Annotated in this window: 15 protein-coding genes; 8 read left to right on the forward strand and 7 right to left on the reverse strand. The window is 67.8% G+C overall.

From position 1 onward, the window contains the following. The first annotated feature begins 3 nt into the window (after positions 1-3). Genes grxC through METRZ18153_RS0101325 form a run of 4 tightly spaced genes read left to right on the forward strand, consistent with a single transcriptional unit; the run spans position 4 to position 2,290 of the window. Entirely contained in the window at positions 4-261 is a 258-nt protein-coding gene (gene grxC / locus METRZ18153_RS0101310) for a glutaredoxin 3 (protein WP_019915745.1), read from the forward strand. Positions 262-295: 34 nt separating this feature from the next. Continuing rightward, positions 296-778 (forward strand): protein-export chaperone SecB, encoded by a 483-nt coding sequence (gene secB / locus METRZ18153_RS0101315; protein ID WP_019915744.1) that lies wholly within the window; start codon positions 296-298, stop codon positions 776-778. Further along, entirely contained in the window at positions 778-1,224 is a 447-nt protein-coding gene (locus METRZ18153_RS0101320) for an SH3 domain-containing protein (RefSeq protein ID WP_020163034.1), read from the forward strand. Before secB ends, METRZ18153_RS0101320 begins: the two co-directional genes overlap by 1 nt. Beyond that, the gene (locus METRZ18153_RS0101325) at positions 1,193-2,290 is read left to right on the forward strand and encodes an NAD(P)H-dependent glycerol-3-phosphate dehydrogenase (protein WP_269744940.1); all 1,098 of its coding nucleotides are present in this window, start codon (positions 1,193-1,195) and stop codon (positions 2,288-2,290) included. Before METRZ18153_RS0101320 ends, METRZ18153_RS0101325 begins: the two co-directional genes overlap by 32 nt. Here METRZ18153_RS0101325 and METRZ18153_RS0101330 read toward each other — a convergent pair. The 7 genes from METRZ18153_RS0101330 to METRZ18153_RS0101360 all read right to left on the reverse strand — a co-directional run bounded on the left by METRZ18153_RS0101330 (position 2,278) and on the right by METRZ18153_RS0101360 (position 10,058). Next, positions 2,278-2,763 (reverse strand): tRNA (cytidine(34)-2'-O)-methyltransferase, encoded by a 486-nt coding sequence (locus METRZ18153_RS0101330; protein WP_020163036.1) that lies wholly within the window; start codon positions 2,761-2,763, stop codon positions 2,278-2,280. The two genes, METRZ18153_RS0101325 and METRZ18153_RS0101330, sit on opposite strands and share 13 nt — an antisense overlap. 53 nt (positions 2,764-2,816) lie before the next feature. Beyond that, positions 2,817-4,490: a nitric oxide reductase activation protein NorD gene (locus tag METRZ18153_RS0101335; RefSeq protein ID WP_020163037.1), complete on the reverse strand. Its 1,674-nt coding sequence runs from the start codon at positions 4,488-4,490 to the stop codon at positions 2,817-2,819. Next, entirely contained in the window at positions 4,474-5,304 is an 831-nt protein-coding gene (locus METRZ18153_RS0101340; protein ID WP_020163038.1) for a CbbQ/NirQ/NorQ/GpvN family protein, read from the reverse strand. Before METRZ18153_RS0101340 ends, METRZ18153_RS0101335 begins: the two co-directional genes overlap by 17 nt. Next, positions 5,301-6,341, reverse strand: a complete 1,041-nt coding sequence (locus METRZ18153_RS0101345) for an aliphatic amidase (protein WP_020163039.1) — start codon at positions 6,339-6,341, stop codon at positions 5,301-5,303. The genes METRZ18153_RS0101340 and METRZ18153_RS0101345 overlap by 4 nt, the downstream gene beginning before the upstream one ends. Before the next feature lie 188 nt (positions 6,342-6,529). Then, on the reverse strand, positions 6,530-8,221 hold the full coding sequence (locus METRZ18153_RS0101350) for a SulP family inorganic anion transporter (RefSeq protein ID WP_020163040.1): 1,692 nt from the start codon (positions 8,219-8,221) through the stop codon (positions 6,530-6,532). 179 nt (positions 8,222-8,400) lie between these two features. Continuing rightward, on the reverse strand, positions 8,401-9,216 hold the full coding sequence (locus METRZ18153_RS0101355) for a spherulation-specific family 4 protein (protein ID WP_020163041.1): 816 nt from the start codon (positions 9,214-9,216) through the stop codon (positions 8,401-8,403). A 176-nt stretch (positions 9,217-9,392) separates the two neighbouring features. Next, entirely contained in the window at positions 9,393-10,058 is a 666-nt protein-coding gene (locus METRZ18153_RS0101360; protein WP_020163042.1) for a GntR family transcriptional regulator, read from the reverse strand. Between the two features lie 208 nt (positions 10,059-10,266). Between METRZ18153_RS0101360 and scpA the strand changes: the two genes are divergently transcribed. The 4 genes from scpA to METRZ18153_RS0101380 all read left to right on the forward strand — a co-directional run bounded on the left by scpA (position 10,267) and on the right by METRZ18153_RS0101380 (position 17,014). Further along, entirely contained in the window at positions 10,267-12,420 is a 2,154-nt protein-coding gene (scpA, locus tag METRZ18153_RS0101365) for a methylmalonyl-CoA mutase (RefSeq protein WP_020163043.1), read from the forward strand. Further along, entirely contained in the window at positions 12,417-13,391 is a 975-nt protein-coding gene (gene meaB / locus METRZ18153_RS0101370) for a methylmalonyl Co-A mutase-associated GTPase MeaB (RefSeq protein WP_020163044.1), read from the forward strand. The genes scpA and meaB overlap by 4 nt, the downstream gene beginning before the upstream one ends. An 18-nt stretch (positions 13,392-13,409) precedes the next feature. Further along, a complete protein-coding gene (locus tag METRZ18153_RS0101375) occupies positions 13,410-14,942 on the forward strand; it encodes an acyl-CoA carboxylase subunit beta (protein ID WP_020163045.1) in 1,533 nt (510 codons plus the stop codon). Positions 14,943-15,010: 68 nt separating this feature from the next. Further along, positions 15,011-17,014: an acetyl-CoA carboxylase biotin carboxylase subunit gene (locus METRZ18153_RS0101380; protein ID WP_020163046.1), complete on the forward strand. Its 2,004-nt coding sequence runs from the start codon at positions 15,011-15,013 to the stop codon at positions 17,012-17,014. Positions 17,015-17,037: the final 23 nt, after the last annotated feature.

Raw genomic sequence — 17,037 nt, forward strand, 5'->3', positions numbered from 1 at the left:
GCGATGGCACACGTACTGATGTACACCAGCGGTTACTGCCCCTACTGCGTGCAGGCGGAGCGCCTGCTCGTGTCCAAGGGCGTGACCGACATCGAGAAAGTGCGGGTCGACACCGATCCGGCACGGCGTACTGAAATGATGGAGAAAACCGGCAGGCGTACCGTGCCGCAGATCTACATCGACGACTTCCATGTGGGCGGGTGCGACGATCTGCACGCACTCGACCGCGAAGGCAAGCTGGACCCGCTGCTGCAGGCCTGACCTGCGGCGTTCATCACCAACCGAGAAGCGAAAAATGGCCGACGAAGCAGTGCAACCCCAACAGCCCCAGGGCCCGGTGTTCTCCATCGAGAAGGTCTACGTGAAGGACCTGTCGCTCGAAGTCCCGAACGCCCCGGAAATCTTCCTGACCCGCGAAAACCCGAACGTGCAGATCCAGCTGCAGACGGAAGGCAAGGCGGTGCAGGACGGCGTGTTCGACGTGACGCTGACCGTCACCGTCACCGCCAAGATCGGCGAGAAGACGATGTTCCTGGTCGAAGTGCGCCAGGCCGGCATCTTCCAGATCCGCAACGTGCCGCAGGAAGACCTGCAGCCCATCCTCGGTATCGCCTGCCCGAACATCCTGTTCCCGTACGCCCGCGAAAGCGTGTCGGACGCGGTGAATCGCGCCGGCTTCCCGCCGGTCGTGCTGGCGCCGGTCAACTTCGAAGCGCTCTACCAGCAGCGCGCGCAGCAGGCCGCAGCCGGCCAGGACGGCGCGCCGACGGTTCAGTGATGAAGCGCATCGCGCTGGCGGCGCTGGCCGCCTTCGCCATCGCCCCGGCCGCCCAGGCGGCGGGGCTCGAATATCGCTCGCTTGCCGACGTCGCCGTCATGTACGACGCGCCGTCGAAGCAGGCGCGCCAGCAGTACGTGATCGCGCGCCAGACGCCGGTCGAGGTCGTGCGCACGCAAGCCGGCTGGGTCAAGGTGCGCGAGCCGGGCGGCATGCTCGCCTGGGTCGAATCGTCGGCGCTGTCACCGCAGCGCACCGTCATCGTCAGCGTCGACAAGGCGCGCATTCTGGCCAAGCCGGAAGACAACGCAGCGCTGGTGTTCGAGGCCGAACGCCGCGTGCTGCTCGAACCGGTGTCGGAACCGGCGCCGGCCGGCTGGGCGCGCGTGAAGCACCGCGACGGCCAGAGCGGCTTTGTCCGCATCGGCCAGGTGTGGGGCCTGTGAGCCCCGCCCGCCACGCATGAAGATCGCCGTCCTCGGCGCCGGTGCCTGGGGCACCGCGCTGGCCGTCGCCTACGCGGCCGATCACGATGTCACCCTCTGGACGCGCGACGCGGCGCACGCGCAGGCGCTGCGCGCGTCGCGTCGCAACGAGCGCTACCTGCCCGAGATCGCACTGCCGGACGGCATCCGCATCGACGCCGACATCGCGCACGCGCTGGCCGGCTGCGAACTCGCACTGATCGCCACGCCGATCGCCGGTCTGCGCGAGGCGCTGCATGCCGTCGCCGCGTCCGGCGTGCCTGCCGTGCTGTGGGCGTGCAAGGGCTTCGAAGCCGGCACCGGCCTGCTGCCGCATGCGGTGGCGGACGAGGTGTTGCCCGCGGCGGTCAGCCGCGGCGCACTGAGCGGCCCCAGCTTCGCGGTCGAGGTGGCGCGCGGCCAGCCGACCGCGATCACCGTCGCCAGCAACGACCTCGCTTTTGCCACCCGCGTCGCCGCCGAACTGCACAGCCCGCGGCTGCGCCTGTACGCGCAGGACGATCTGACCGGCGTCGAGGTCGGCGGTGCGGTCAAGAACGTGCTAGCCATCGCCACCGGTGTCTGCGACGGACTGGGTTTCGGGCTCAATGCACGCGCTGCGCTGATCACCCGCGGTCTGGCCGAAATCGCCCGCCTCGGCGAAGCACTGGGCGGCCACGGCATCACCTTCATGGGTCTGGCCGGCATGGGCGACCTGATACTGACCTGTACCGGTGATCTGTCGCGCAATCGCCGCGTCGGCCTGATGCTGGCCGAAGGCCTGTCGCTCGACGCGGTGCTGCAGAAGCTGGGCCACGTCGCCGAAGGGGTGTCGACGGCGCGCGAAGCCGCTGCGCTGGCGCGCCGCATGGGCGTCGACATGCCGATCACGCGCGCCGTCGCCGACGTGCTCGATGGCCGCCTCAGCGCGGCACAGGCGGCCGAAAGACTGCTGGCGCGCGACCCCAAGGTGGAACAGGAAGCGGTGCTCGAACGCGCCGACGAGGCCGACCTCGGCGCTCTGCAGCCGGGTGCTCAGTCCGGCTGAAGCGCGCCGTCGAAGCCGTGCTGTCGCCATGCCTCGTAGGCGACGATGGCGACCGAATTGCTCAGGTTCAGGCTGCGACAGTCCGGACGCATCGGAATGCGCAGGCGCTGTGCCGCCGGCACCGTGTCGAGCAGGCTGCCCGGCAGTCCGGCGGTTTCCTGACCGAACAGGAAGATGTCGCCGGCACGGTAGTGCGGCGTCGTGTGCGCCACCCGCCCGCGCGTGCTCAGTGCGTACAGCCGGCTGTCCTCCGGCTGCAGCGCAAGGGCTGCCGACAGCGCCGCCCAGTCCTCATGCACCGTCACATTGATCAGGTCGCGGTAGTCCATGCCGGCGCGCTTCAGCTGCTTGTCGCTGATGTCGAAGCCGAGCGGCTTCACCAGGTGCAGGCGGAAGCCGCCGTTGGCGCACAGGCGCATCACGTTGCCGGTGTTCGGTGGAATTTCGGGCTGGTACAGGACGATGTGGAACATGGGCGTGCGCGATCGGGCGGAGGCGCGATTGTGCCAGCGGACGCGGTGGCGGGTCAGCTGCGCCGCAGGCCGGACAGCAGCGAATCGACGATGTGCCGCGGATCGACGGCAACACAGCGGCCGGCGGCGAAGGCATGGCGCAGCGCCGACGGCGCGGCCGGGCCGACGTGTACGCACTGTGTCGTGACGCCGGCGCGGCGCGCCTCGCCTGCCGCGTGCTTCACATCCTCCAGCAGATAGCGCGGGTCGTGCACGTCGATGTCGTGCGGCTCGCCGTCGGTCAGCAGCACGATCAACGGGCGCTCGCCCCGCGCATGCGCGGCGGCGTGACGCAGCGCGGCGCCGATGCGTGTCGAGCCGTGACTGCGCAGCCCGGCAGCGCGGGCGCAGACGCGCGCATCCAGCGCGCCGTCGTGCTCGTCCTTCAGGTGCTGCACGCGCACGCGATGTCGCGTATCCGACGCGAAAGCCCACACGCGGACAATGTGAGCTTCGCGTTCGAGTGCGTGCGCGGCCAGCAAGGCGGCGTCACGCAGGTGTTCGAGTAGCGGTCGGCCGTCGGCGCAGGGGTGCGCGGTGGAGGCGGATGCATCGATCAGCAGCAGCACGTCGCGGCCGCTGTCCGTCGCATGCGCTGCGCGATACAGCCGGGACGGCGGCCGCGTACGTGTGCGCAGCGCGACGCCCGCCTCGATCAGCGCGTCGGTGTGCAGCACTTCGCCGTCGCGTTCGCGGCCGCTGCCCGGACGCCCCGCTGAGCGACGGTGCGCAGTGGGCAGCCGGCGGATCTGCGCACGCAGTCGTGCGCGCAGCGCCGTGGCGTCGACTTCGAGCGGGCGGCTTTCGATCACCGTGCACCAGTCCGGCCGCAGGCGCGCGATCAGGCGATCCCACTCCGGATACTTCAGCATGCGCAGCGGCGCTTCCGACCACAGCGCGGTGGTGCCGCCTTCGCCCTCGTCTGCGCCGCCGGTCGCCTGCGGCGGTGGGCGTTCCGCCGTCACATCCTTGTCGTCGTCACCGCCGCCGTGGCTGTCGGCGTCCTCGCGTTCGAGCGGCGTTGCGGACGGCGGCAGGCTGTCGTCGGCGATCCACAGGTGGTGGTTGTCGTCGCGATAGGCCGGTTCGACCCGCCAGCCGGCGGCATTGAAATTCAGGCGCATCTGCCCGATGTCGTTGCCGAGCAGCGATGCCGCCGCGCGCAGCCGCTGCGGCGTATCGAGCGCGAGCATGCCGTCGGCCGCGAAGAACAGCCGCCGCACCTTGGCGATCCAGGCGTGGCCGTCGGCATGCGCCGGGTCGAACAGCGCATGCGCCAGCCGCACCAGCAGCGCGTCGAAGCCGTTGCCGTCGTCCGGGCCGGCGACATGGAAGGGCGCCCACAGCGTGCGCAGGCCCGGCAGGTCCCGCATCGCCAGCCATTCAACGCGGGCGTCCTCCAGCGTTTCCAGCAGCACGCGCTGTATCGGCTTCAGTTTTGCGCGCGGTTGCGGCGTGCCGCCGTATGCGAGGTGGGCAGCCGCGTGGGCGGCGCGGGCGCGGGTGAGCAGCGCGCCGTCTGCTGGCAGATGCAGCACCGGCCGCGTGCCGGCGCGCGACAGGACCGCGCGCGGCCGGTCGTCCGGCGTGGCGAGCGTCGCCAGCCGCGGCTGCACCGACCACAGCGCATCCAGATAGATGCCCAGCGGACGTCCGCCGGGCAGCGCTGATTCAGGCGACGCAGGCATCGACCATGGCGGCCAGCGCCTGACCGACTTCCGGGTCGTCGGACAGCGGCACCGCGATGGCCTGCAGGCAGGCGGCGCGGGGTGCCAGGCCCTCGGCGATCAGCAGGCCGGCGTGGATGAGCATGCGGGTGGAGGCGCCTTCGTCCAGTTCGTCGCCGGCCAGCCGGCGCGTGCGCTCGGCCAGCGTCACCAGTTGCTTCGCGATGGCCTCGTCGACGCCGGACTCGTGCATCACGATGGCCGCCTCGCGTGCCGCGTCCGGATAGCCGAATTCGAGCGCGGTGAAGCGCTGCCGGGTCGATGCTTTCAGCGTCTTGTGCACGCCGTGATAGCCCGGGTTGTAGGACACGATCAGGCGGAAATCCGGGTGCGCGTGCAGCAGTTCGCCGGTGGCGGCCAGCGGCAGCTGGCGGCGCGCGTCGGTCAGCGGGTGGATCAGTACCGTCGTGTCGGCGCGCGCTTCCACCAGCTCGTCCAGATAGCAGACGGCGCCGTGGCGCACCGCGCGGGTGAGTGGTCCGTCCTGCCAGCGGGTGCCGCCGGCGTCGAGCAGGAAGCGCCCGATCAGGTCACCGGCCGACAGGTCCTCGTGACAGGCGACGGTGATCAGCGGCAGGCCCAGCCGCCAGGCCATGTGCTCGACGAAGCGCGTCTTGCCGCAGCCAGTCGGGCCCTTCAGCATCAGCGGCAGGCCGCGCGCGTGCGCGGCCTCGAAGGCAGCGATCTCGCCGCCGACCGGCGCGTACCAGGGTTCGCCCCGGATGCGCCAGTCGTGCAGCGGATCGGCCAGTTCGGCCGTTTCCTGCACCTTCACTTGTGACCGACGGTAGAGGGATTGGGCAGACCTTCGATCGGGCATTCCTCGGTGCCGACGGTGTCGCGCGTGAAGGCTTCGACCGCCTTGCGCGTGCCTTCCGGGTCGTTGATCCACTTCGAGTAGAAGTCGTAGGGGCAGGTGGCCACGCCCTTGTCGCCTTCGCGCGAATTGATGAGGCCGGTGTAGCCACGGTGCAGCAGCTTGAACAGGTGGTTTTCCGACTGGCCATTCTTGCGGAAATCGCGGATCAGGCTCTTGGACAGCGCCGCGTACTGCATGCCCATTTCCTCCTCGCCGCATTCGCCCAGCGTACGGCCGTCGAAGCCGACGATGGCCGAGTGGCCGAAGTAGGTGTAGACGCCGTCGAAGCCTGCCGCGTTGGCGACCGCGACATAGCAGTTGTTGGCGAAGGCCATCGCTTTCGCCATCGTCACCTGCTGCTCCTTGGCCGGGTACATATAGCCCTGACAGCGCACGATCAGTTCGGCGCCCTTCATTGCGCAGTCGCGCCAGATTTCCGGGTAGTTGCCGTCGTCGCAGATGATGAGACTCACCTTCAGGCCCTTGGGGCCGTCCGACACGTAAGTGCAGTCGCCCGGATACCAGCCTTCGATCGGCACCCAGGGCATGATCTTGCGGTACTTCTGGACGATTTCGCCCTGGTCGTTCATCAGGATGAGCGTGTTGTACGGCGCCTTGTTCGGGTGCTCCTCGTGCCGTTCGCCGGTCAGCGAGAATACGCCCCACACCTTGGCCTTCCTGCAGGCGGCCGCGAAGATGTCGGTCTCCTCACCAGGGATGGCGGAGGCCGTGTCGTACATCTCCTTCGAGTCGTACATGATCCCGTGCGTGCTGTACTCCGGGAAGATGACCAGATCGAGCCCGGGCAGGCCGGACTTCATGCCGACGATCATGTCGGCGATCTTGCGCGCGTTGTCCAGCACCTCGGCCTTCGTGTGCAGGCGCGGCATCTTGTAGTTGACGACGGCGACGCCGACCGTGTCCTTGCTGCTCGAAATGTCCCCGTGGTGCATGAGTGGCCTCCGCTGCGGAATGGGTGGAAAAGAAGTTCAAGACTTCCCATTCTGCGAATGCGGCCGGCGCGGCCAATACGGTGAACGACGTATCGGCCAGCCGGAACTCTCAAGAAAACGCTGGGCCGTTCCCGAGCTTTCTCGACCCCCCTCGGGGGGCCTGACGCGAAGCGGCAGGTCTGGGGGGCTCAGGTGTAGCTGACGGCTGGCGTTGTCGGGCGCACTGCCTGCGCGCGCAGCAGGGCGTCCGTCAGATTGCCGGCGATGTTGTCCTCCCCCAGACGCGCGGCAAAGCCGGAGCGGCGGATCAGCGAGGCAGGCTGGTCGTTCAGGTCGCACAGGATGAGCGTGGCGCCGCGCCGCGCGAGGTTGCGCTGCAGCGTCTGCAGGATGTCGAGGCCGGTGGTGTCGATGCTGATCACCTTTTCCAGGTCGAGGATGACTGCGTCCGGATGGCCGTCCTGCATCAGCAGCAGGTTCTCCAGCTTGTTGGCGGCGCCGAAGAACAGCGAACCGGTCAGCCGGTAGGCCAGGATGCGCGGCGTGCCGTCGGCGCGCGCGAGTGCTTCGATGCCGTAGTGCTCTTCCAGCGGCAGGCGATCGATGCGCGTCAGGTCGGACATGCGGTAGATGAAGAACAGGCTGGCCAGCACCATGCCCAGTTCCACCGCCAGGGTCAGGTCGAACACCACGGTGACGAAGAAGGTGGCGAGCAGGATGGTGCGGTAGGGCGCCGAATAGCGGCGCAGCTCCGACGGTGCGAAGGCGTGCCACTCACCCATGTTGATCGACACGACGACGACGATGGCCGACAGCGTCGCCAGCGGGATGTGCGCGGCCAGCGGTGCGGCTGCCAGCACGATGGCGAGCAGCACGCCGGCGTGCAGCATGCCGGCCACCGGGGTGCGGCCGCCGGTACGCACATTGGTGGCGGTGCGGGCGATGGCGCCGGTGGCCGCGAAGCCGCCGAACAGCGGTGCGGCGACATTGGCGATGCCCTGCGCCATCAGTTCCTGGTTCGGGTCGTGCCGGTCGTCGATCTGGCTGTCCGCCACGCGCGCCGACAGCAGCGACTCGATGGCGCCGAGCAGCGCGATCGCCAGCGCCGGTGCGATCAGTTTACCGAGCAGGCCGAGCGACAGTGCCGGCAGGCCGACGTCCGGCAGTTCGCGCGGAATGCCGCCGAAGCGGCTGCCTATGGTGTCGACCGGAAGCTGCAGCAGCGCGTTGGCTGCGGTGGCGATCAGCAGTACCGCCAGCGGTCCGGGCAGCCGGCGCATCCAGGCGATGTCCTTCGCCACGCGGTTCCAGCCCAGCAGCACGGCCAGTGAGGCGAGCGACAGCGACAGCGTCGGCAGGTCCAGCGTCGGCAGCGCGTCGAACAGCGCGCGCATCTTGCCGAAGAACTCGCCCGGCAGCGCGTCGATCTTCAGCCCGAGGAAATCCTTGATCTGCGAAATGAAGATGACGACGGCAATGCCGTTGGTGAAGCCGATCACCACCGACAGCGGGATGAAGCGGATCATGCTGCCGAGCCGGAAGGCGCCCATGGCCAGCAGCATGACGCCGGACATCATCGTTGCGATCAGCAGGTTCTGCACGCCGTAGTCGGCGACGATGGCGTAGATGATGGGAATGAAGGCGCCGGTCGGGCCGCCGATCTGCACCCGTGATCCGCCGAGCGCGGAAATCAGGAAGCCGGCGACGATGGCGGTCCAGATGCCGGCGGTCGGCGACATGCCGCTGGCGATGGCGAAGGCCATGGCCAGCGGCAGCGCCAGTACGCCGACGGTCAGGCCGGCCGACAGGTCGCCGGAAAACCGGCCGCGGTCATAGCCGGGCAGCGTGTCGAGAAGCTTGGGTCGGAAGCTGAAGTTCATGGTGTCTCCGCAGTGAGAAGTGGCGCGAAACGCGTCGCATGAGGCGGTGCGGAGACGGGTGCCCGTGGCCGGTGTGGCGCAGCACGACCCAGCGCTTGGTCGGGGTCAGCGGCATGGTGGACGGCCACGGGTGTTCATGCCGGCATTGTGTTCGCGGCCGGCGCCGCGTGTCCAGCGCCTCAGCGGCGACGGCGCAGCCGGGCTGCGATCAGGCCGAGGCCGGCTGCCAGCGTCGCCCAGGCGGAAGGCTCCGGCACCGCGGCCACGGCGGCGGTCTGGGCCGCCCAGTAGGACGGCAGCGTGTCCCACGGGTTGCTGATGTCGTCGTCGGTGACATAGACGTGGCCGACGTTCATTGCGCGCGCGCGGGCGATCACCGCCTGCATCGCGGCGGCGTCCGGCACTTCGTAGACCAGGTGGGCGAAGCGGTTGGCGTCCTGCGACTGTGTCCAGGCGTCCGCTTCGTAGCCAGCGTATTCGGCGGCCGGGCTTTCGAAGGTGACCAGCACGTCGGCGGTTGCGAGGTAGTCCGGAGCGGTCTGCGTGCCCGGATTGCCGACGATGAAGCCGCTGCCATCGAGCCCGCGGATGTAGTCGTGCAGCGACTGGTAGTAGCCGAGGTGGGCCGTGTCGTTCGACATTTCGTCGATGAAGATGCCGTCGACGCCATACAGCGTGTAGTAGCGGTCGATCTCCGCGCGCACCGTGGCGGCGCTGCGCATGCCGTAGCTGGTATGCACGTAGCCGATCACGCGACCACCGGCAGCCTGCAGGCTGCCCACCACGGCGGTGTAGTTCGTGTCGAGCGTGCTGCCCGGCCCGCTGTCCGGATTCAGGATGGCGGTGATGCCCACCCCGGGCGCAGAGTCGGTCAGGGATTGCCAGTAGCTGGCGCCATCGTCGGCCGGATAGAAGTAGGCGGGAACCAGCAGTTCGAGGGCATGCGCGGCAGGCATGAACAGGGCGAGCAGAGCGGTGGCGACAGCGGATTTCACGGCGACTCCCGGAGAAGGTCAAGGCGGACGCATCCTGCGCCGGCGCTGACGAGGAAGCAATCGCCTTTACGGCCGGCGCTGCTGCGACTGTAGGGACGGTCCGCTGGCTGCGACGCGCCCTTGCGACAGCTGGGCTTTTCTATACGCCCCGGTCGGAGTCGAACCTTCTGCTGATGTCAGCTGCTCAGCGCCCTGCGGCTGCTTTCGATGTGTTCCTGCATCGCGCGGCGGGCGGCCTCGGAATCGTGTGCCTGCAGCGCGGCGAGCAGCACGCGGTGCTCTTCCAGCGACGCGACGAGGCGCCCTTCGAGGTAGAGCGAGTCGTGCCGCTGCAGCTTCAGCACCGCGCGCAGTTCGTCGATCATCTGCGCCATGCGGCGGTTGCCGGCGATGTGGTGGATGAGCAGGTGGAAGCGCTGGTTGGCGTCGAAAAAGCGGTCGATGTCGCGCGCCGCCGCGCTGTCTTCGAGCGCCTGGTGCAGCGCAGCCAGCTCGGCCAGGTCGGCGTCGGACGCGCGGCGGGCGGCGCCGGCGGCGCATTCGCCTTCCAGCAGCGCCATGATGGGATAGATCTCTTCCAGGTCGCCGCCGCTGATCTGCGCGACGTAGCAGCCGCGGCGCGGCTTCAGCACCACCATGCCCTCGGTGGCGAGCACCTTCAGCGCTTCGCGCAGCGGCGTGCGCGAAATGCCGTACTGGGTGGCGAGCGCCTGTTCGTCTATCCACTCGCCGGGCGCCATCGCGTGGCTCTGGATCAGCCGGCGCAGACGGTCCGCGACCTCTATATATAGAGCGCGCGGAGCGATTGCTTCGGCGGCGGGGTTCAGGGTTTCACTGTTCATGTGTGTTTCGAGTCTGGCGCGGAGGTAGGGCGAAAAAGCCGGTTGCAGCCGGACGCCAGAGATCGTCACCGGCTGCGTTTTCTGCAACGCAACATCCGCTTGCATTCATAATTATGGATAAAGTATTCTCCGTTGCGCGCTGAGTCAAGCCGGTATCCGACCGATGCCGTGCCGGCAGCGCCGACCCGCAATCCGCAAGGACAGAACCATGGCCGACACGACGGGCAGCGCCCACCCTGATTACGCAGCGTGGCTGAAGGCTGCCGCCAAATCCGCTCCCGGCGGCGACCCGGCCAATCTGGACTGGAAGACGCCAGAAGGTCTGACGGTGAAGGCGCTGTACACCCGCGCCGACGTCGAAGGCCTGCCCAACGCCGACACGCTGCCCGGCTTCGCGCCTTTCGTGCGTGGCCCGCAGGCCACGATGTACGCGGCCCGTCCGTGGACCATCCGCCAGTACGCCGGCTTCTCGACCGCCGAAGAATCGAACAACTTCTACCGCAAGGCGCTGGCCGCCGGCGCCCAGGGCGTGTCGGTCGCTTTCGACCTCGCCACCCACCGCGGCTACGACTCGGACAACCCGCGTGTGGTCGGCGACGTTGGCAAGGCCGGCGTCGCGATCGACAGCGTCGAAGACATGAAGCGGCTGTTCGACGGCATTCCGCTCGACAAGATCAGCGTGTCGATGACGATGAATGGCGCCGTGCTGCCGGTGCTGGCCGGCTTCATCGTCGCCGGCGAGGAACAGGGTGTGCCGCAGGCCCAGCTGTCGGGCACCATCCAGAACGACATCCTCAAAGAGTTCATGGTGCGGAACACCTACATCTATCCGCCCCAGCCGTCGATGCGCATCGTCGCCGACATCATCGAATACACCGCGCGCAACATGCCGCGCTTCAACTCGATCTCGATTTCCGGCTACCACATGCAGGAAGCGGGCGCGACCCAGGGCCTGGAGCTGGCGCTGACGCTGGCCGACGGCATGGAATACGTGCGCACCGCGATGGCGCGTGGCATGGACGTCGACGAATTCGCCGGGCGACTGAGCTTCTTCTTCGCCATCGGCATGAACTTCTATCTGGAAGTGGCCAAGCTCCGCGCGGCACGACTGCTGTGGAGCCGCATCATGGATGGCTTCGGCGCCAAAAGCGCCAAGTCGAAGATGCTGCGCACCCACTGCCAGACCTCGGGCTGGTCGCTGACCGAACAGGACCCGTACAACAACGTCGTGCGCACCACGGTCGAGGCGATGGCCGCGGTGTTCGGTGGCACGCAGTCGCTGCACACCAACAGCTTCGACGAGGCGATCGCGCTGCCGACCGAGTTCTCGGCCCGCATCGCGCGCAACACACAGCTCATCCTGCAGGAAGAGACGCACATCACCAACGTGATCGACCCGTGGGCCGGCAGCTACATGATGGAAAAGCTGACCCAGGACATGGCCGACCACGCCTGGGCCATCATCGAGGAAGTCGAGCAGATGGGCGGCATGACCAAGGCGGTCGAATCCGGCTGGGCCAAGCTGCAGGTCGAGAAGTGCGCGACCGAGAAGCAGGCGCGCATCGACTCCGGCCGCGACGTCATCGTCGGTGTGAACAAGTACAGGCTGGACAAGGAAGACGCGCTCGACGTGCTGGTGATCGACAATGTCGCGGTGCGTGAGTCGCAGGTGGCGCAGCTCGCGCGCATCCGCGCCAGCCGCGACGCCGCGGCGGTGAATGCCGCGCTGGCGGCACTGACCACCGCCGCCGAATCCGGTCAGGGCAATCTGCTCGAACTGACGGTCGCCGCGATGCGCGCACGCGCCACGGTTGGCGAGGTGTCGGATGCGCTGGAAAAGGTATGGGGCCGTCACCGCGCGAGTACGCAGGCGGTGAGCGGCGTATATCAGTCCGTGGTAGCCGATGACGAAGGATGGGGCGCGATGAAGGAGGAGGTCAGCCAGTTTGCCGAAGAGCAAGGTCGTCGCCCGCGCATCCTGATCGCCAAGCTTGGCCAGGATGGCCACGACCGCGGTGCCAAGGTGATCGCCACCGCGTTCGCCGACCTCGGGTTCGACGTGGATATCGCGCCGCTGTTCCAGACGCCGGAAGAGGCGGCGCGCCAGGCCATCGAGAACGACGTGCATGCGGTCGGCGTATCGACGCTGGCGGCCGGCCACAAGACGTTGGTGCCGCAGCTGATCGCGGCGCTGCGCGCCCAGGGCGCGGACGACATCGTGGTGGTGGTCGGCGGCGTCATCCCGGCGCAGGACTACGACGAACTGTACGGCCACGGCGTGTCCTGCGTGTTCGGCCCCGGCACGCCGATTCCGAAGGCCGCCAAGGACACGCTGGACGCGATCCGGGCGAAGGTCGCGTGATCGACGCCTCCGATCAGTCCCTGATCGATGGCGTTCTGGGTGGTCAGCGCCGTGCGCTCGCCAAGACCATCACGCTGATCGAATCGACGCGCGACGATCACCAGCTGCGCGCCGGCGAGGTGCTGCGCGCGCTGCTGCCGCGCACCGGCCGCTCGATACGCGTCGGCGTTTCCGGCGTGCCCGGCGTCGGCAAATCCACCTTCATCGAGGCGCTCGGTCTGGCGCTGATCGCGCGCGGCCACAAGGTGGCGGTGCTGGCGATCGATCCGTCGTCGACGGTCACCGGCGGTTCCATCCTCGGCGACAAGACGCGCATGGAGCACCTGACGCAGAGCCTGGACGCCTTCATCCGTCCGTCACCGTCGGCCGGCAGTCTGGGCGGTGTCGCGGCGCGCACGCGCGAAGCCATGCTGGTGTGCGAGGCGGCCGGCTTCGACGTGGTCATCGTCGAAACCGTCGGTGTCGGCCAGTCGGAAACTGCGGTGGCCGGCATGACCGACGTGTTCGTGCTGCTGCAGCTGCCGAACGCTGGCGACGACCTGCAGGCGATCAAGAAAGGCATCGTCGAACTGGCCGATGTGGTCGTGTTCAACAAGGCCGACCTCGACGAAACCGCGGCCGAACGCGCGATGCAGCAGATGAAGGGCGCATTGCATCTGCTGCGCGCGGCCTCGCCCGACTGGACGGTGCCGGTGCTCAAGGTGTCGGCGGCGAAGCACGCCGGGCTGGACGAGTTCTGGTCGGCCATCCTGCGCTACCGCGATGCCATGCAGGCCAGCGGCGCCTGGGAGGCGCGGCGCAGCCGGCAGGCGCTGGACTGGATGTGGGCGCTGGTCGACCAGGGTCTGCGCCATCGTTTCGAACACCACCCGGCGGTGCGTGCCGCGCTGCCGGACATCCGCGCGGCGGTCGCCGCCGGCACCCTGCCTGCATCGGCGGCCGCGCTGCGCCTGCTGCAGGCGATGGACTGAATTCACGGAGGACTGACGATGCAAGACATCATCCGCAAGCTCGACGAGAAGCGCGAGAAGGCCCGGCTCGGCGGCGGCCAGCGCCGCATCGACGCGCAGCACGCGCGTGGCAAGCTGACCGCGCGTGAACGCCTCGAAGTGCTGCTCGACGAGGGTAGTTTCGAAGAGTGGGACATGTTCAAGGAACACCGCTGCACCGACTTCGGCATGGCCGACGATTCGGTACCGGGCGACGGCGTGGTGACCGGCTACGGCACCATCAACGGCCGGCTGGTGTTCGTGTTCTCGCAGGATTTCACCGTGTTCGGCGGCTCGCTGTCCGAGTCGCACGCGGAAAAGATCTGCAAGGTGATGGACCAGGCGATGAAGGTGGGGGCGCCGGTGATCGGCCTCAACGATTCGGGCGGCGCCCGCATCCAGGAGGGTGTCGCCTCGCTCGGCGGCTATGCCGAAGTGTTCCAGCGCAATGTGATGGCCTCCGGCGTCATTCCGCAGATTTCTCTGGTGATGGGCCCATGCGCCGGCGGCGCGGTGTACTCGCCATCGATGACCGACTTCATCTTCATGGTGCGCGATTCGAGCTATATGTTCGTGACCGGCCCGGAAGTGGTGAAGACGGTGACGCACGAGGAAGTGACCGCCGAGGACCTCGGCGGTGCCACGACGCACACGACGAAGTCCGGCGTCGCCGACCTCGCGTTCGAGAACGACGTCGATGCGCTGATGTACACGCGCCGGCTGTTCAACTACCTGCCGCTGTCCAACCGCGAGAAGCCGCCGGTGCGCCCGAGCACCGACCCGACCGACCGCCTCGACCCCAGCCTCGACACGCTGGTGCCGGCCAATGCGAACCAGCCCTACGACATGAAGGAGCTGATTCTCAAGATCGTCGATGACGGCGATTTCTTCGAGATCCAGCCTGACTACGCGAAGAACATCGTCGTCGGCTTCGCGCGCATGGAAGGCAGCACGGTCGGCATCGTCGCCAACCAGCCGCTGGTGCTGGCCGGCTGTCTGGACATCAAGAGCTCGATCAAGGCGGCGCGCTTCGTGCGCTTCTGCGACGCCTTCAACATTCCGGTCATCACGCTGGTCGACGTGCCGGGCTTCATGCCGGGCACGGCGCAGGAATACGGCGGCATCATCAAGCACGGCGCCAAGCTGCTCTATGCCTACGCCGAGTGCACGGTGCCCAAGGTGACTGTGATCACGCGCAAGGCCTACGGCGGCGCCTACGACGTGATGAGTTCCAAGCATCTGCGCGGCGACGTGAACTTCGCGTGGCCGAGTGCGGAAATCGCGGTGATGGGGCCGAAGGGTGCGGTGGAAATCATCTTCCGCGAAGAGAAGAACGATCCGGCCAAGATCACCGCGCGTGAAGCCGAGTACCGCGAGAAGTTCGCCAACCCCTTCATCGCTGGCAAGCGCGGCTTCATCGACGACGTGATCATGCCGAGCGAAACGCGCAAGCGCATCTGCCGATCGCTGGCCATGCTGCGCGACAAGCAGATCGAGAACCCGTGGCGCAAGCACGGCAACATTCCGCTGTGATGGTGCGGAAGGAAGGTTGAACATGATTATGAAAATGTTGGTCGCACAAGTCGCCGCGGAGACCCGCCATGTTTGAAAAGATCCTGATCGCAAACCGCGGCGAGATCGCCTGCCGCGTCATCCGCACCGCCCGCCGCATGGGCATCGCCACCGTCGCGGTGTACTCCGAAGCGGACGCCAACGCGCTGCACGTCGAACTGGCGGACGAAGCCGTCTGCATCGGCCCGGCGCCGGCGCGTGAGTCCTATCTGGTGGCTGACAAGATCATCGCTGCCTGCAAGGCGACCGGCGCCCAGGCGGTGCACCCGGGCTACGGCTTCCTGTCGGAGAACGAATCGTTCTGCGATGCGCTGGAGCGCGAAGGCATCGTGTTCATCGGCCCGAAGACGCACGCCATCGCCGCCATGGGCGACAAGATCGCGTCGAAGAAGCTGGCCAAGGAAGCGGGTGTGAACACCATTCCCGGCTGGAACGATCCGATCGAAAGCCCGGAGCGTGCGGTCGAGATCGCGCGTGGCATCGGCTACCCGGTCATGATCAAGGCCAGCGCCGGCGGCGGCGGCAAGGGCCTGCGCGTGGCGTTCAATGACGCCGAGGCGCACGAAGGCTTCGCCTCCTGCGTAAACGAAGCGAAGAACGCCTTCAACGACGATCGCGTGTTCATCGAAAAATTCGTCGAGGAGCCGCGCCACATCGAAATCCAGGTGCTGGGCGACGCCTTCGGCAAGGTGGTGTATCTGAACGAGCGCGAGTGCTCGATCCAGCGCCGCCACCAAAAGGTGATCGAGGAGGCGCCGTCGCCCTTCATCGACGCCGACACCCGGCGCGCGATGGGCGAGCAGGCGGTGAAGCTGGCGAAGGCGGTGCAGTACCAGTCGGCCGGCACGGTCGAGTTCGTGGTCGGCCGCGACAAGTCCTTCTACTTCCTCGAAATGAATACGCGGCTGCAGGTCGAGCATCCGGTGACCGAACTGATCACCGGCCTCGACCTGGTCGAACAGATGATCCGCGTCGCCGCTGGCGAGCCGCTCACCTTCGATCAGGCCGACGTGAAGCTGGACGGCTGGGCGATGGAAGCGCGCATCTGCGCCGAAGATCCGGCACGCGGTTTCCTGCCCTCGGTCGGCCGCCTCGTGAAGTACCGGCCGCCGGTGCAGACTCAGTCGGCCACACACGCGGTGCGCGTCGACACCGGCGTCTATGAAGGCGGCGAAGTGTCGATGCACTACGACTCGATGATTGCCAAGCTGATCTGCCACGGCCGTACCCGCGACGAGGCGATCGCCCGTCTGCGCGATGCGCTGGACGACTTCGTCATCCGCGGTCCGAATCACAACATCGCTTTCGTGTCGTCGGTGCTGGGCCACGAGCGCTTCGCCGCCGGCCGCTTCACCACCGCCTTCATCGCCGAGGAGTATCCGCAGGGCTTCGATCCCGCGGCTGCCGAGTTCGAGGACGCGCCGCTGCTGCTGGCGGTGGCGGCCAGCGTGCACCAGCGCTACAACGAGCGCGCCTCGCGCATCGTCGGCCAGATGCCGGGCCACGAATTCCGCATCAAGCCGGAAGCGGTGGTGCGCCTGCGCGGCGTTGCCCACTTCGTGCAGCTGGATGTCGACGGCGACGATCACGTGGTCAGCATCGATGGCAAGCCGCATCGCCTGGTTGCCGACTGGAAGGTGTCGGATCCGGTCTATCGCGGCGAACTCGACGGCAAGACCTTCGCCGTGCAGGTCGAGCGCATCGGCCTGCGCTACCGGCTGCAGCATCGCGGCGTGCGCGTCGATGCCGAGGTGATGAGCCAGCGTGCGGCGGAACTGCTGGCGCGCATGCCGGTAAAGGCCGCGCCCGACATGTCGCGCTTCCTGCTGTCACCGATGCCTGGTCTGCTGCGCGAGGTCAGCGTGAAGCCGGGACAGGCGGTCAAGGCCGGCGAGCGGCTGGCGGTGATCGAGGCGATGAAGATGGAGAACATCCTGCGTGCCGAGCGCGACGGCGTGGTCGAGAAGGTGTCGGCCGGAGCGGGCGAGAGCCTTGCCGTCGATCAGGTCATCCTGGTGTTCGCGGCGGGTTGAGTGCGTTGTGCGGGCCGGCCCCG

Source organism: Methyloversatilis discipulorum, assembly GCF_000385375.1.
Lineage (GTDB): Bacteria > Pseudomonadota > Gammaproteobacteria > Burkholderiales > Rhodocyclaceae > Methyloversatilis > Methyloversatilis discipulorum_A.

What these genes read in the sequence shown, in the direction of transcription:
- grxC (WP_019915745.1), top strand. Translation starts at nt 4, where the DNA reads ATGGCACACGTACTGATGTACACCAGCGGTTACTGCCCCTACTGCGTG.
- secB (WP_019915744.1), top strand. Translation starts at nt 296, where the DNA reads ATGGCCGACGAAGCAGTGCAACCCCAACAGCCCCAGGGCCCGGTGTTC.
- METRZ18153_RS0101320 (WP_020163034.1), top strand. Translation starts at nt 778, where the DNA reads ATGAAGCGCATCGCGCTGGCGGCGCTGGCCGCCTTCGCCATCGCCCCG.
- METRZ18153_RS0101330 (WP_020163036.1), bottom strand. Translation starts at nt 2,763, where the DNA reads ATGTTCCACATCGTCCTGTACCAGCCCGAAATTCCACCGAACACCGGC.
- METRZ18153_RS0101335 (WP_020163037.1), bottom strand. Translation starts at nt 4,490, where the DNA reads ATGCCTGCGTCGCCTGAATCAGCGCTGCCCGGCGGACGTCCGCTGGGC.
- METRZ18153_RS0101345 (WP_020163039.1), bottom strand. Translation starts at nt 6,341, where the DNA reads ATGCACCACGGGGACATTTCGAGCAGCAAGGACACGGTCGGCGTCGCC.
- METRZ18153_RS0101350 (WP_020163040.1), bottom strand. Translation starts at nt 8,221, where the DNA reads ATGAACTTCAGCTTCCGACCCAAGCTTCTCGACACGCTGCCCGGCTAT.
- METRZ18153_RS0101360 (WP_020163042.1), bottom strand. Translation starts at nt 10,058, where the DNA reads ATGAACAGTGAAACCCTGAACCCCGCCGCCGAAGCAATCGCTCCGCGC.
- scpA (WP_020163043.1), top strand. Translation starts at nt 10,267, where the DNA reads ATGGCCGACACGACGGGCAGCGCCCACCCTGATTACGCAGCGTGGCTG.
- METRZ18153_RS0101375 (WP_020163045.1), top strand. Translation starts at nt 13,410, where the DNA reads ATGCAAGACATCATCCGCAAGCTCGACGAGAAGCGCGAGAAGGCCCGG.
- METRZ18153_RS0101380 (WP_020163046.1), top strand. Translation starts at nt 15,011, where the DNA reads ATGTTTGAAAAGATCCTGATCGCAAACCGCGGCGAGATCGCCTGCCGC.